The organism is Mesonia maritima (assembly GCF_042433895.1).
Classification (GTDB): Bacteria; Bacteroidota; Bacteroidia; order Flavobacteriales; family Flavobacteriaceae; genus Mesonia; species Mesonia maritima.
Window position 1 is genome coordinate 195,720 of the sequence record NZ_JBHLUA010000003.1, and the last position, 14,680, is coordinate 210,399.

At 33.6% G+C, this 14,680-nt stretch carries 12 protein-coding genes; all 12 read left to right on the forward strand.

The window, feature by feature from the left end; genetic code table 11:
- The first annotated feature begins 98 nt into the window (after positions 1-98).
- The 12 genes from ACFFGL_RS01905 (at position 99) to ACFFGL_RS01960 (ending at position 14,650) form a co-directional block, all read left to right on the forward strand.
- Positions 99-1,169, forward strand: a complete 1,071-nt coding sequence (locus tag ACFFGL_RS01905) for a DUF3810 domain-containing protein (RefSeq protein ID WP_309727338.1) — start codon at positions 99-101, stop codon at positions 1,167-1,169.
- Between the two features lie 2 nt (positions 1,170-1,171).
- Positions 1,172-1,969: a TrmH family RNA methyltransferase gene (locus tag ACFFGL_RS01910; RefSeq protein WP_309727339.1), complete on the forward strand. Its 798-nt coding sequence runs from the start codon at positions 1,172-1,174 to the stop codon at positions 1,967-1,969.
- A 45-nt stretch (positions 1,970-2,014) separates the two neighbouring features.
- Positions 2,015-3,265: a M48 family metallopeptidase gene (locus tag ACFFGL_RS01915; protein WP_309727340.1), complete on the forward strand. Its 1,251-nt coding sequence runs from the start codon at positions 2,015-2,017 to the stop codon at positions 3,263-3,265.
- Positions 3,266-3,284: 19 nt separating this feature from the next.
- Entirely contained in the window at positions 3,285-5,495 is a 2,211-nt protein-coding gene (locus tag ACFFGL_RS01920) for a RelA/SpoT family protein (RefSeq protein WP_309727602.1), read from the forward strand.
- Positions 5,496-5,518: 23 nt separating this feature from the next.
- Complete coding sequence (locus ACFFGL_RS01925) at positions 5,519-5,974, forward strand: Fur family transcriptional regulator (RefSeq protein WP_309727341.1); 456 nt, start codon at positions 5,519-5,521, stop codon at positions 5,972-5,974.
- 7 nt (positions 5,975-5,981) lie between these two features.
- A complete protein-coding gene (locus ACFFGL_RS01930; protein ID WP_309727342.1) occupies positions 5,982-7,256 on the forward strand; it encodes an adenylosuccinate synthase in 1,275 nt (424 codons plus the stop codon).
- 112 nt (positions 7,257-7,368) lie between these two features.
- Positions 7,369-9,066, forward strand: coding sequence for an OstA-like protein (locus ACFFGL_RS01935; protein WP_309727343.1), 1,698 nt, complete (start codon positions 7,369-7,371; stop codon positions 9,064-9,066).
- Positions 9,067-9,074: 8 nt separating this feature from the next.
- On the forward strand, positions 9,075-10,253 hold the full coding sequence (locus ACFFGL_RS01940) for an aspartate aminotransferase family protein (protein ID WP_309727344.1): 1,179 nt from the start codon (positions 9,075-9,077) through the stop codon (positions 10,251-10,253).
- 195 nt (positions 10,254-10,448) lie between these two features.
- A complete protein-coding gene (locus ACFFGL_RS01945) occupies positions 10,449-11,843 on the forward strand; it encodes a tetratricopeptide repeat protein (RefSeq protein WP_309727345.1) in 1,395 nt (464 codons plus the stop codon).
- A gap of 138 nt (positions 11,844-11,981) precedes the next feature.
- A complete protein-coding gene (locus tag ACFFGL_RS01950) occupies positions 11,982-12,929 on the forward strand; it encodes a DUF368 domain-containing protein (protein ID WP_309727346.1) in 948 nt (315 codons plus the stop codon).
- On the forward strand, positions 12,907-13,929 hold the full coding sequence (locus tag ACFFGL_RS01955) for a DUF368 domain-containing protein (protein WP_309727347.1): 1,023 nt from the start codon (positions 12,907-12,909) through the stop codon (positions 13,927-13,929). Before ACFFGL_RS01950 ends, ACFFGL_RS01955 begins: the two co-directional genes overlap by 23 nt.
- Positions 13,922-14,650: a shikimate dehydrogenase family protein gene (locus tag ACFFGL_RS01960; protein ID WP_309727348.1), complete on the forward strand. Its 729-nt coding sequence runs from the start codon at positions 13,922-13,924 to the stop codon at positions 14,648-14,650. The genes ACFFGL_RS01955 and ACFFGL_RS01960 overlap by 8 nt, the downstream gene beginning before the upstream one ends.
- Positions 14,651-14,680 lie beyond the last annotated feature (30 nt).

The following is a 14,680-nucleotide window of genomic DNA, read 5'->3' on the forward strand; positions in this document are numbered from 1 at the left end:
AAGCTTCAGCATAACTAAATTTCAATTTTCACAAAGATATTGTTTCTCCTTTCAACTATAAAATTTGTAGAAGCTGATTTAGTTTGTATTTTTAACTTGTGAAGAAAAAAACCGAACTCATTTTAGCTATTTTACTCCCTCTTCAAGTAGCGGGAATTTCTATTTTAGCAGATCATCCAAATTTTATTGAAACCTATTACAGTAAAGGAATTTACCCTCACATTTCAAAATTTTTCAGGTATTTATTAGGCTGGATTCCGTTTTCTATCGGCGATTTTTTATATGCGTTTTTGTTGATTTTAATGCTGCGCTTTCTTTTTATTCGCATAAAAACGCGTTTTAAAAATCCAAAAAAATGGGTTTTAAGAACATTTGCTTTTTTATCGATTTTGTATTTTTCTTTTCACATTTTTTGGGGATTAAATTATTACCGTTTGCCTTTGCACCAATCACTTTCCATAGAAAAAGAATATTCAAAAACGGAATTAAAAAATTTCAGTAAAAAATTAATTGAACGCACGGTAAGTTTACATCACGCAATTGTAAAAAATGATACGGTAAAAGTAGATTTCAACTTTAGTCATACGGAATTAAAAAATTTAGCGCTACAAGGTTATCACGATTTAGAAAATGAATATCCTGAACTGCATTATCGCGGAAAAAGCATAAAACCTTCACTTTTTACAATTCCGCTAACGTATATGGGTTTTAATGGGTATTTGAATCCGTTAACGGGAGAAGCACAAATAAATAATTGGATTCCAGAATTTAAACTTCCCACCACAATAAGCCACGAAATAGGACATCAATTAGGTTATGCGAAAGAAAATGAAGCAAATTTTATAGCGTGTTTAAATACGATGAATCATAAAAATATTAAAATGCGTTACGCCGGCTACACGTTTGCTTTAAAATATTCTTTAGGCGATTTGCTTCTGCAAGACCCGTGTGAGGCTGAAAATTTAATCGCTGTATTGCCAATCGGGATTAAAAAAAATTATCAGGAAGTCGATTTATTTTGGAAAAAACACGAAAATCCCTTAGAACCCTATTTTAAAGAATTTTATGGCGGATATTTGCAAGCCAACAATCAGCCGCAAGGAATCGATAGTTATAATTATGTAGTTGCGTTGTTGGTGAATTATTTTGAAAAAGAGGGAAATTTATAATTATGGAAAAGAAAATTAGTAGTCTTCAAAATAAAACCGTAAAATATCTTACACAATTACAAGAAAAATCGCGTACCCGAAGAAAAGAAAAACGTTTTGTAATTGAAGGTTTTCGGGAAATCACCTTAGCAATCGAAGCAAGTTATGAACTTGAAACTATTTATTTTTGTAACAAAATTTTTCAGGAAAAAGAATTATTTACTGAAAATTTTTCAGCATTAAATGTAGTTGAACTTTCTAAAGAAGTTTATCAAAAAGTTGCTTACCGCGGAAGCACTGAAGGTATTTTAGCAATCGCAAAAGCAAAAGAAAATGATTTAGCAAGTTTAAAATTTAAGACTGAAAATCCCTTAATTTTAGTAGCTGAAGCTCCGGAAAAACCCGGTAATATCGGAGCAATTTTGCGAACTGCCGACGCTGCAAAAGTTGATGCTGTTTTAATAGCAAACCCAAAAACCGACATCTACAATCCGAATATTATTCGTTCTAGCGTGGGTTGTGTTTTTACCAACCAAATCGCTAGCGGAAATACTTCAGAAATAATTTCTTATTTAAAGGAAAAAAATATCGCGATTTACAGCGCTATTTTACAAGATTCTGAAATTTATACTAATCAAGATTTCACCTCAGCAACCGCAATTATCATAGGAACCGAAGCCGATGGATTAAGTGAAGAATGGCGAAAAGCTGCAACAAAAAATATTCATATCCCGATGCAAGGGAAGATCGATTCGATGAACGTTTCTGTCGCCGCAGGAATTTTAATTTTTGAAGCGAAAAGACAGCGAAACTTCGATTAAGAATTTTAATTTTGCTTGAAAATTAATTTATTACTCAATTCCTTTATGACCCCAGAAACCTTATTTTATATATTAATTGGTATTATCATCCTTAATTTTATTGTCGATCAGTCTTTAGATGCGTTAAATGCAAAACATTATAACGATAAACTTCCCGCAGTTTTAGATGATGTGTACGATGAAGAAGAATATGAACGTTCGCAAGCGTACAAAAAAACACGCTATAAATTCGGGATTCTTACTTCTGCGTTTTCCTTGATTTTGACTTTAACTTTTTTCTTTCTCGATGGTTTTGCTATAGTAGATGAATTCGCCAGAAACATCAGTAATAACCCTATTTTAATCGCTTTAATTTTCTTTGGAATTATCATGTTCGGAAGCGATATTTTGACCACGCCATTTTCGTATTACAGTACTTTTGTAATTGAAGAAAAATTCGGGTTCAACAAAACCACTAAAAAAACCTTCATTTTAGATAAACTAAAAGGCTGGTTAATGGGTGCTATTTTAGGCGGCGGAATTTTAGCGCTTATCATATGGTTCTATCAATTAACGGGAGAAAACTTTTGGATTTTCGCGTGGATTTTAGTCGCCGTTTTTTCATTATTCCTGAATATGTTTTACAGTAAATTAATTGTTCCGCTTTTTAATAAACAAACTCCTTTAGAAGAAGGCTCACTTCGGAATAAAATTGAAGAATACGCTAATAGTGTCGGTTTTACCTTAGACAATATTTTTATTATCGACGGTTCTAAACGAAGCACCAAAGCCAACGCCTATTTTTCCGGCTTCGGAAAAGAAAAAAGAATCACTCTTTTCGATACCTTGGTGAACGATTTAGAGGAAGATGAAATTGTTGCAGTTTTAGCGCACGAAGTTGGTCATTACAAGAAAAAACATATCATTTTCAATCTAATAACTTCTATAATTACAACAGGTTTTACATTATGGTTGCTTTCACTTTTTGTGGGAAATCCATTACTTTCCGAAGCATTAGGTGTAAACCAACCGAGTTTCCATATCGGGTTAATTACCTTCGGTATTTTATACACGCCTATTTCAGAAATTACAGGTTTAGTGATGAATTGGCTCAGCAGAAAATTTGAATATCAAGCCGATAATTACGCTAAAAACACTTTTAATGCAAACGCTTTAATTTCGAGCTTAAAAAAATTATCGAGCAAAAGTTTAAGCAATTTAACACCGCATAAAGCTTACGTATTTTTTCATTATTCGCATCCAACTTTATTGCAACGAATTCAAAATTTAAACCATAACAAGACAAATTCTTTTTAGTATATTAGTTGCTATGATGATGACTGAAGAAGACATTCAAAAAGAAAATAAAAAAATAGCCAAGCAATATAAAGAATTGCTTCGGGTAAGTTACCGCTCACTTAGTGATGAAGACAAAGCGCTTATTCGCCACGCGTTTGAAATTGCGGTAGATGCGCATAAAGATCAGCGTAGAAAATCGGGCGAAGCTTATATTTTTCACCCAATTGCGGTAGCAAAAATTGTAGCTTCAGAAATTGGTTTAGACGCGACTTCTATTGCATCTGCCTTGTTACACGATGTTGTTGAAGATACCGAATATACCTTAGCCGATATTGAACAAATGTTTGGCGAAGTGGTAGCGCGAATTGTTGACGGACTTACAAAAATTAGTCATTTAAAGTCAGAAAAAGATGTTTCGCTTCAAGCGGAAAACTTTAGAAAAATGTTACTTACGCTAAATGATGACATTCGCGTAATTATCATTAAAATCGCAGATCGTCTTCATAATATGCAAACAATGGATGCGATGCGGTCTGACAAGCAACTTAAAATCGCTTCGGAAACTTTATACATTTACGCTCCACTTGCCCACAGAATCGGACTTTACAATATAAAAACCGAATTAGAAGATCTTAGTTTAAAATATACCGAACCGGAAGTATATCGAGATATTTTAAATAAAATTAAAGAAAGTAAAGAAGAGCAAGATGAATATATAAATGCTTTTTCTAAAGTTATTTCAGATTCACTTGACAAGGAAGATTTAGAATACGAAATTAAAGGTCGACCAAAATCTATTTTTTCCATTCGGAAGAAAATTTTAAAACAAAATATTTCATTCGATGAAGTTTATGACAAATTCGCTATCAGAATTATTTATAAAAGCGAACCGGCAAACGAAAAATTTATCGCCTGGAAAATTTATTCCATTGTAACCGATCATTTTCGCCCCAACCCTACCCGACTTCGCGACTGGATTTCTTCACCAAAATCTACCGGATACGAAGCTTTACACATCACGGTAATGGGACCCAAAGGCCGCTGGGTGGAAGTTCAAATTCGTAGCCAACGGATGAACGAAATTGCCGAAAAAGGTTACGCCGCGCATTATAAATACAAACACGGCGAACAGCAAGATGACAAAAACCTCGATCAATGGCTTAATAAATTACAAGAAGCGTTAGAAAATAGTGAGGTGAATGCGGTAGATTTTGTTGAACAATTTAAACTGAATTTATACGCCAAAGAAATATTCGTTTTTACGCCAAAAGGCGATTTAAAATCATTACCAAAAGGAGCAACGCCTTTAGATTTCGCATTCAGCATTCATACCGAAATAGGAATGAAAACGCGTGGAGCTCGCGTTAACGGGAAATTAGTTCCATTGAGTCACGAATTAAAAAGTGGCGATCAAGTAGATATTATTACTTCTTCTCAAGCAAAACCGAATAATAACTGGTTAGATTATGCGACGACTGCAAGAGCGCGATCTAAAATTAAATCTTCTTTAAAGGAAGAGAAAAAATCGATAGCCAAAGACGGTAAAGCCGTTTTAATCCGAAAATTACGCACCCAAAAAATTCCATTTAATGACAAAACCGTAAACGAACTTGTCCGGTATTTTAAACTAAAAACAAGTCTCGATTTATTTTATCGCGTTGGAATTGGCACGATCGATAATTCGGCTTTAAAAGAATATGCAGCTTCGCGAAGCAACGCCCTGGTTTCATTCTTCAAAAGTAAAATTAGTAGAAAACCGAGTGTTTCTGAAGATTTAGAAAAAGATGAAATTACCACCAATTACGACCAATTGGTTTTTGGCAAAGACGAAGAAAAATTTGAATACAATCTCGCAAATTGCTGTAACCCAATTCCGGGCGATCCTGTTTTTGGCTTTGTAACGGTAAATGATGGAATTAAAGTTCATAAAAAAGATTGCCCAAACGCCATTCAGTTACAGAGTAATTATGCATATCGCATTATGCCGGCAAAATGGATCGACTCTTCACAAGAAGACTTTAAAGCGGTTATTAAACTTACCGGTCTCGACAATTTAGGCTTGGTAAGCGAAATCACCAAAGAGATTTCGAACAACCTTCATGTAAATATGCGAGATATTGCATTTAAGAGTAACCAAAGTGTTTTTGAAGGAAAAATAACCGTAATTGTAAAGAACAAAACCATTTTAAAAAAATTAATCGATCGCCTTAAAAAAATAAGTGGAATTGATAAGGTAACACGCGAATAAAGCGTAAATTTGCAACCTGAATTATGGAGAGTACCGAAAAAAATAATAACGACCAAGCCGTTGTAAAGAACGTATTTACAAAGTTTTTAGAAGAAAAAGGACACCGCAAAACACCCGAACGGTTTGCCATTCTTCAAGAAATTTATGATAGTGAAGAGCATTTCGATATCGAATCGCTTTACATTACCATGAAAAATAAAAATTACCGCGTAAGTCGTGCCACACTTTACAATACTATTGAACTTTTATTGGAATGTGGTTTGGTAAGAAAACATCAATTTGGTAAAAATCAGGCGCAGTACGAAAAATCATATTTCGACCGCCAACACGATCACGTGATCTTAACCGATACCGGGGAAGTTATCGAGTTTTGTGATCCCAGAATTCAATCGATTAAACAAACAATAGAAGAGGTTTTTGATATCGAAATCACCAATCATTCCCTCTATTTTTACGGAAATAAAAAATCATCCAAATAACTTTTTTATGGCAGTAGATTTGCTACTAGGATTACAGTGGGGCGACGAAGGAAAAGGAAAAATCGTTGACGTTCTCACCTCTAAATATGATATTATCGCACGTTTTCAAGGCGGTCCGAATGCGGGTCATACTTTAGAATTCGACGGTATAAAACACGTTTTACACACCATTCCTTCAGGAATATTTCATGATAAAGCAATAAACTTAGTTGGCAATGGCGTGGTAATCGATCCTGTAATTTTTAAAAAAGAACTTGATAATCTAGAAAAATTCAACTTAGATTATATTTCCAAATTATTAATTTCCAGAAAAGCTCATATCATTTTACCAACGCATCGTTTGTTAGATGCTGCTTCTGAAACTTCCAAAGGAAAAGCGAAAATCGGTTCAACCTTAAAAGGGATCGGTCCCACGTATATGGATAAAACCGGAAGAAACGGTTTACGAATAGGTGATTTAGAAATGGATAATTGGCAAGAAAAATACCGCACACTTGCCAATAAGCATGAATCGATGATTGCTTATTATAATGTAGATATTCAATACAATTTAAAAGAACTAGAAAAAGAATTTTTTGAAGCTGTAGAGAGTTTAAAAAAATTGACTTTCATCGATTCTGAAGAATACCTTCATCAAGCGCAAAAAGAAGAAAAAAGCATTTTAGCAGAAGGAGCGCAAGGTTCACTGTTAGATATCGATTTTGGGACCTATCCATTTGTAACTTCCAGCAACACAACAGCTGCTGGAGCTTGTACAGGATTAGGCGTTGCACCAAATAAAATAAATGAAGTCTACGGAATTTTTAAAGCGTACACCACGCGTGTAGGAAGCGGTCCTTTCCCAACCGAGCTTTTCGATGAAGATGGCGCGCGAATGGCAAAAATCGGAAATGAATTTGGAGCCACAACTGGAAGAGCAAGACGTTGCGGTTGGTTAGATTTAGTCGCTTTAAAATATGCTGTTCAAGTAAATGGCGTTACGCAATTAATGATGATGAAAGGCGATGTGTTAAGCGGTTTTGAAACCCTAAAAGTTTGTACAGGTTATAAATATAAAGGCAAAACCATTCATCATTTACCGTATAATATTGAAGAAGAAAATATTTCTCCAATCTATACGGAAGTAAAAGGCTGGAAAGAAGATCTCACTAAAATTAGCAGTGAAGCCGATTTTCCTGAAAACTTCAAAAAATATATCGCTTTTATTGAAAAAGAACTTGAAATTCCTATTACCATAATTTCTGTAGGACCCGATAGAAAACAAACGATCTTACGATCTTAAAAGAAATAATTTTTAAAAAGAACGCTTCAATAAAATTTTGGAGCGTTTTTTGATTAGAGCAACTTTCATATAGTTTTCTTATTAATTAGTATTTTTGAACAAAATTAAACGATTGAAAAACCTCCAAGTCTATATATTTTTCGCTTTCACTTTTTTTGCTTTACAACTACAAGCGCAAAAAAAAATTGATTACGATAGTGAACGAACCATTAAAAATGAAGAAAAATATCCCGGCGCACTTATTTTCAGTAAAGTAAATAAGCAAGTTTATTTTACACACGAAGGAATTGAAGTTTGGTGCGACCAAGCTATTTTTTATCAAAAAGACGATTTCTTTAAAGCCTTCGGAAATGTAAGAATGCAACAAGGCGACACCGTAACCTTAACCAGCAAATACGCCGAATATGATGGAAATACGCAATTTGCTTTCGCCAGTAATAATGTAAAATTATCAACTCCATCCAACACTTTAACGACCGATACGTTATTTTTCGACCGAAAAAAACAGGAATCGTTTTACCGTAGCGGCGGAACTGTAAAAGATACCGCGAGTACCATTAAAAGTGTAATTGGCAGGTATTTTATGCAAGATGAAAAATATTCGTTTGTGAACGATGTGGTGGTCACCAACAAAGATTACATCATTAATTCGCAACAATTAGATTTTTATACCAATACTGGTCACGCGTATTTATACGGACCTTCAACGATTACCAGCGAAAACAGTAAAGTCTATTGCGAACGTGGTTTTTACGATACCCGAAATGATAAAGGATATTTTGTTAAAAATTCTACGGTATATTATGAGAATCGAAAACTGGAAGGCGATAGTATATTTTTCGATCAAACAAACAGTTTCGCTTCTGCAACCAATAATATTAAAGTTACCGATACAGCGAATAGTTCTGTTGTAAAAGGTCATTATGCTGAAGTTTTTAGAGCTAAAGATTCTGTTTTTATCACGAAACGCGCCGTCGCGTCTATGAAACAAGAACAAGATTCTATTCACATTCATAGCGATACGTTAATGATTACTGGAAAAACAAAGAAACGAGTTATTCGAGGTTTTTATGATACCAGAATATACAAAACCAATATGAGCGGAAAATGCGATTCTATTCATATTGACGAACCAAGCGGATTAACTCAAATGTTAGGAAAACCAGTAGTTTGGTCAGGAAATAACCAACTTACCGGCGATACCATTCATTTATTAAATGATACCATAACCGACAAATTAGATAGCCTGAAAGTTTTTTACGATGCCTTTATGATTCAAAAAGACAGCATTAAAGGTTTTAATCAAGTGAAAGGAAAAGAAATGTACGGATTATTTAATGAAGAAAATGAGCTTTCTGAAGCCAACTTCATTAAAAATACTGAAACCATTTATTATTCAAGAGATGAAGAAAAAAATCTAATCGGTATTGACAAAATGCTTTCCTCAAGTATAAAAATTCTTTTTGAAGACCGAGCGGTTACCAACATCTATTATTACAATAATCCTGAAGGTGATATGATGTTACCTGAAAATTTTCCTGAAAATGCTCGAAAATTAAGAGGTTTTAATTGGCGAGGTGACGAACAACTCACTAAAAAATCAGATTTATTTTTAAATGAACCCCCATTAAAACTTCCAAAAATTAAAGGAATTCCGTTACCCGAAGAAGAAGATACTTTTTTTGATGAAAAGAAAGAAGGCGACGATCCGCTGCTGAATGAAAAATCGAGATTAACACCCGAAAAGCTTCAGCATCAATCCAAAGAAAATGAAGAAGAAAAAACTACGCTTCAATTAAAAAATAAGTAATTATCCTGTTGAAAAAAGAGTTTCTAACATATCAAGCACAAACTACGCCACATCCACTCGGTCTAGAAATCGAATCGGCTGAAGGAAGTTATATTTACAGTACCGATAAAAAAGCATATTTAGATTTTGTAGCCGGCGTTTCTGCCTGTAGTTTAGGACATCGGCATCCTAAAGTTATTGCGGCCATTCAAACGCAATTAGAAAAATATTTACACGTGATGGTTTATGGCGAATATGCTCAAAAACCAGCGGTAGAATTTTCACAATTAATTGCAAAACATAGTGAAATTGCCTCAGCAAAAACCTATTTAGTTAACAGCGGAACCGAAGCAATAGAAGGAGCTTTAAAATTGGCACGTCGTTACACAGGAAGAACACAAATTTTAGCCGCAAAAAATGCTTACCACGGTAATACAATGGGTTCGTTAAGTTTAATGAGTTTTGAAGAACGCAAAAAACCATTTTTACCGTTATTGCCTGAAATAGATTTTATAAACTTTAATAACGAAGAAAATCTTCAGCAAATTACTGAAAAAACTGCTGCGGTGGTTTTGGAAACTATTCAAGGTGGCGCAGGATTTATTTTACCCACTTCAAATTATTTAGAAAAGGTAAAAAATCGCTGTAAAGAAGTTGGCGCGTTACTTATTTTAGATGAAATTCAACCGGGGTTTGGGCGAACCGGAAAACTTTTTGCCTATCAACATTATAATATTGTTCCCGATATTTTGGTAATTGGTAAAGGAATGGCTGGCGGTTTACCGGCTGGTGCTTTTATTGCTTCCGCAGAAATTATGGATACGTTAAGCGACAATCCTAAAATGGGACACATTACTACGTTTGGCGGAAACGCGGTAATTTCCGCGGCGGCTTTAGCGACTTTAAAAGAAATTACCACTTCCGATTTAATGGCTAAGACCATTGAAAAGGAAAATTTTGTAAGAAAAAGGCTTGTTCATCGTCATATTAAAGAGATTAGAGGAAAAGGTCTTATGCTGGCGCTCATCGTTTCTTCAGAAGAAATTGCGAACGAATTAATTTTAAAAGCACAAGAAGAAGGCCTCATTTTGTTTTGGTTGTTGTTCGAAAAAAAAGCTGTAAGAATAACACCACCGCTAACCATCTCTGAAAATGAATTGGAAGAAGGGATTAAAATAATTTTGAAAATTTTAGATTCTATTGATTAATTTATGCCGGGGGAAAATCTTAAAAATTTATAGAATTCATTTCTATTTTTTACAGAAATTTCCTAATATTTTAATCTCGATTATCGAATAAAATTACCTGTTAATTACTTTGTTAACAACAAAAAATCGATTTTAGAATATTATTGCAATGGGTTACCTAACTTTAATATTGTAGAAATCAGTAAAATTTCGTGTATGCATTTAAGTCAAAACGAAGAACACAATTTCTCTCTTACGAAATTTGAGTCGATGTTAAAAACGAATGATATTTTGTTTTTCGATTCAAATGAATTTGAAGTAATCATATATCATTATTTAGAAAATGGAAAATTTGCTCTCGCCAAAAAAGCTGTAAAGCTTGGTTTAGAGCAACATCCGCACGCTACAAATCTTCAATTATTTAAAGTTGAAATTCTAATTTTTGAAGATAAATTAAAAGAAGCCGATGAAATTCTAAATAATTTACACGAAATTGAGCCTTCTAACGAAGAAATTTACATTCAAAAAGCAAATATTTTTTCAAAACGCGATGCGCATCAACAAGCCATAAATATGTTGGAAACCGCGTTAGATATTTCTGCCGATGAAGCCGAAATTCACGCGCTTATCGCCATGGAATATATGTTTTTAGAAGATTACAAAAACGCTAAATTAAACTTCATGAAATGTCTAGAATTAGACAATGAAGATTATGCGGCACTTTACAACATAATTTACTGTTTCGACTTTTTAGAACAACAACGAGAAGCGATTGATTATTTAAATATGTATTTAGATAAAAATCCTTATTCTGAAGTAGCTTGGCATCAAGTCGGAAAGCAATATTTCGATTTAAAAGATTACGATCGTGCTTTAACAGCCTTCGATTTCGCAATTATTTCTGATGATACATTTATTGGTGCTTACATGGAAAAAGGAAAAGTGCTCGAAAAAATGAAGCGTTTTAATGAAGCAATCGAAAATTACCACATCACTCTAAAATTAGACGATCCTACAGCGTTTGCATATTTACGAATCGGAAAATGTTACGAAAAAATAAAAGATCAAGATCTAGCTTTGCAATACTATACGAAAGCGGTAAATGAAGATCCGTTACTCGATAAAGCTTGGCTTGCCATTACCGATTTTCATTTTAAAAAACTCGATTATCAAAAAGCGCTTTATTACATCAATAAAGCTATTGCGATTGATGAAGAAAACGTATTGTATTGGAAACGATATGCAAAAATAAATAATCGTCTTAATTTTTATGAAGAGGCCGAAAAAGGCTATAAAAAAAGTCTTGAATTAGGAAACTACGAACTCGAAACTTGGATCACGCGTTGCGATTTACTTATTAATTTAGGTGAATATGAAACCGCGGTAAAAGTTTTATTTCAAGCTGCTGAATTTTATCCTGAAATTGCCGAAATTGAATTCAGGTTAGCCGGACTTTATTTCACCTTAAATGAAGGAACAAAAGGATATTACCATTTAAAAAACGCTTTATCATTAGATGCTGAATATGCTATTGTAATGGAAGAATTATTTCCAATAATTTTCAACAGAGAAAGCGTAAAAACTATTATTGAAGAATATCAAAATAAATAATAGTTGCTTTTTTAAGTTATACTTTTTGAAATTTTCATTTTTCAAGCAATTGAATCTCGAGTATTTAGTTTAAATTTAAGCAAACTAAAAACTTCAACTGTATAGAATTTATTACTTTTATCGCTTCACTTACAAACTATGCAAGAAAGAAGTTTTAAAGATTACTTTATTGTTTCATTAAAGGGAATTGCAATGGGTGCGGCAGATACGGTTCCCGGCGTTTCGGGCGGAACAATCGCTTTTATTTCAGGAATTTACGAAGAATTAATTACCAGTATAAGCAATGTAAATTTATCACTTTTAAAAACGTGGAAAAACCACGGTTTTAAAGAAATGTGGAAAAGCTTTAACGGTAATTTTGTTCTGGCCTTACTTAGCGGAATTTTAATTAGCGTATTTACGTTAATGCGTTTGGCAAATTACCTGTTAGAACATCATCCTATTTTAATTTGGTCGTTTTTCTTTGGTTTGGTAATTGCCAGTATTTGGTACGTTGGCAGACAAATTGAACAATGGAATATAAAATCTGTCGCGGCTTTAATTATTGGCGCGGTTGCAGCATATTACGTAACTACAATTCCTGTAGCTTCTTCAGATAATAGCTTAATTTATTTGTTTTTCTCTGGTTCTTTAGCCGTTTGCGCTATGATTTTACCCGGAATTTCAGGTGCTTTTATTTTAGTTTTACTAGGCGCTTATCAAGAAATTACGCAAGCAGTTCACGATTTCAATTTTAAAAAAATTGGCCTTGTCGGTTTAGGAGCAATTTGTGGTCTTTTAGCATTTTCTAAACTTTTAAAATGGTTATTTACCTATTATAAAACAATTACGTTGGCGGTTCTTACCGGTTTTATCGCCGGTTCTTTAAATAAAATTTGGCCGTGGAAAGAAGTTTTAGAAAGTATAACCTTAGACGATAAAGAAATTGTAACGAAAGAACAGTCGGTTTTACCTTGGAATTATAACGAAGATCCGCAATTATGGTTTGCGATAATTTTAATGCTTGCCGGTTTCTTTTTAATCCTTATTTTAGAGAAATTAGCTGAAAAGAAGCCAGAAACAAATGCAGCAAACACGGACGTTTAAAGATAAATTTTTTCTTGTACTAAAAGGCTTAGCAATGGGAGCCGCCAATAAAGTTCCCGGCGTTTCCGGTGGCGTGGTTGCTTTTGTGGTCGGTTTTTACGAAGAATTTATTTATTCGCTTCAAAAAGTAAACGGAAAAGCATTTTTCTTATTACTAAAAGGAAGATGGCATAGTTTGTACCGCTACATCAATGGAAAATTTTTAGGGCTACTAATGCTCGGAATGATCATTAGTTATTTTAGTGTTTCTAAAATTTTAGACTTTTTAATCGAACATTACGAACTTTATGTTTGGGCGACTTTCTTCGGAATGATTATCGGCTCTATTTATTATATCGGGAAAGATTTCAGGCTAAAATCGGTAAAAAATCTAATTTTTATTTTTATAGGAATTGTAGCTGGTGTCGGTATAAGTTTACTCGAACCCGCTACCGAAAACGACAATCTTTGGTTTGTCTTTTTCTGTGGAATTATTGGTGTTTCTGGAATGACACTTCCGGGACTTTCCGGTTCGTTTATTCTTATTTTAATCGGAAATTATGTATTACTTTTAGTCGATTCTGTTAACGCTTTATTTGATACGATAACCGATCTTGTAAAATTAGATTTTTCGTTTACTGAAAATTCAGAACGTATACGTTTGTTGCAAGTTTTAAGTTCATTTACCGCGGGTTCGGTAGTTGGTTTAGTAACTTTATCGCATCTGTTGGGTTATGTTTTAAAGCATTATAAAAATACAACCTACGCTGTAATTATTGGTTTTATTACCGGATCTTTGGGTGTAGTTTGGCCGTGGAAAGAAAAAATTTTTAAGAAAAATATTTCTGGTGAAATCTTAAGAGATGCTAACGGAAATGCAGTATTGGATAATTATGACCGATATATTCCAACTATTCAAGATTCAAGCACTTGGATTGCCATTTTTTTTATTATAATAGGAATTCTAATAGTAATTGGTTTAGAACGCTACGGAAATAAAAATTCAACTTCTCATGAATAAATTTGGTTTAATAGGTAAGAACATTTCATATTCCTTCTCCAAGAATTATTTCGAGAAAAAATTTGCAGCTCAAAACATCGATGCCACTTATCAAAATTTTGATATCGATACGATTGAAGAGCTAAAAAAAATCACCAAAAAAGAAAAATTAAAAGGCTTAAACGTCACCATTCCTTATAAAGAAGCGGTACTCCCCTACCTCGATTCTATAGATGGAGAAGCCTATAAAATTGGAGCGGTAAATACCATAAAAATTGAAGGTCAAAAATTAATTGGCTACAATACCGATTGTTTAGGTTTTATGAAATCTTTATTTCCACTGCTGGAAAAACAACACACGCAAGCCCTCGTTTTAGGAACAGGCGGCGCTTCTAAAGCTGTTACGCACGCGTTAAACTCATTGGGAATAGAATTTCAGCAAGTTTCACGAAACTCAAAAAACAATCAGCTTTCTTATAAAAACTTAACGGAAGAAATCATTCAAAACCATCCGTTAATTATAAATTGTACGCCGTTAGGAACTTCACCCAATATAAATGATGCGCCGGCAATTCCGTATAAATATTTAAATAATCGTCATCTTTTGTACGATTTAGTTTACAATCCGCCACTTACCACATTTTTAGCAAACGGAAAAAAACAAGGAAGTAAAATTTCTAATGGACAAAAAATGCTGGAATATCAAGCCGAACAAGCCTGGAATATTTGGAATGAACGCTAAAATGTAGCTTTACAAAAGCATTTCTTACTT

Coding starts and splice junctions, on each gene's coding strand:
- ACFFGL_RS01930 (WP_309727342.1), top strand. CDS start 5,982: ATGGCAGTAGATTTGCTACTAGGATTACAGTGGGGCGACGAAGGAAAA.
- ACFFGL_RS01950 (WP_309727346.1), top strand. CDS start 11,982: ATGCAAGAAAGAAGTTTTAAAGATTACTTTATTGTTTCATTAAAGGGA.
- ACFFGL_RS01915 (WP_309727340.1), top strand. CDS start 2,015: ATGACCCCAGAAACCTTATTTTATATATTAATTGGTATTATCATCCTT.
- ACFFGL_RS01920 (WP_309727602.1), top strand. CDS start 3,285: ATGACTGAAGAAGACATTCAAAAAGAAAATAAAAAAATAGCCAAGCAA.
- ACFFGL_RS01955 (WP_309727347.1), top strand. CDS start 12,907: ATGCAGCAAACACGGACGTTTAAAGATAAATTTTTTCTTGTACTAAAA.
- ACFFGL_RS01925 (WP_309727341.1), top strand. CDS start 5,519: ATGGAGAGTACCGAAAAAAATAATAACGACCAAGCCGTTGTAAAGAAC.
- ACFFGL_RS01945 (WP_309727345.1), top strand. CDS start 10,449: ATGCATTTAAGTCAAAACGAAGAACACAATTTCTCTCTTACGAAATTT.
- ACFFGL_RS01960 (WP_309727348.1), top strand. CDS start 13,922: ATGAATAAATTTGGTTTAATAGGTAAGAACATTTCATATTCCTTCTCC.
- ACFFGL_RS01910 (WP_309727339.1), top strand. CDS start 1,172: ATGGAAAAGAAAATTAGTAGTCTTCAAAATAAAACCGTAAAATATCTT.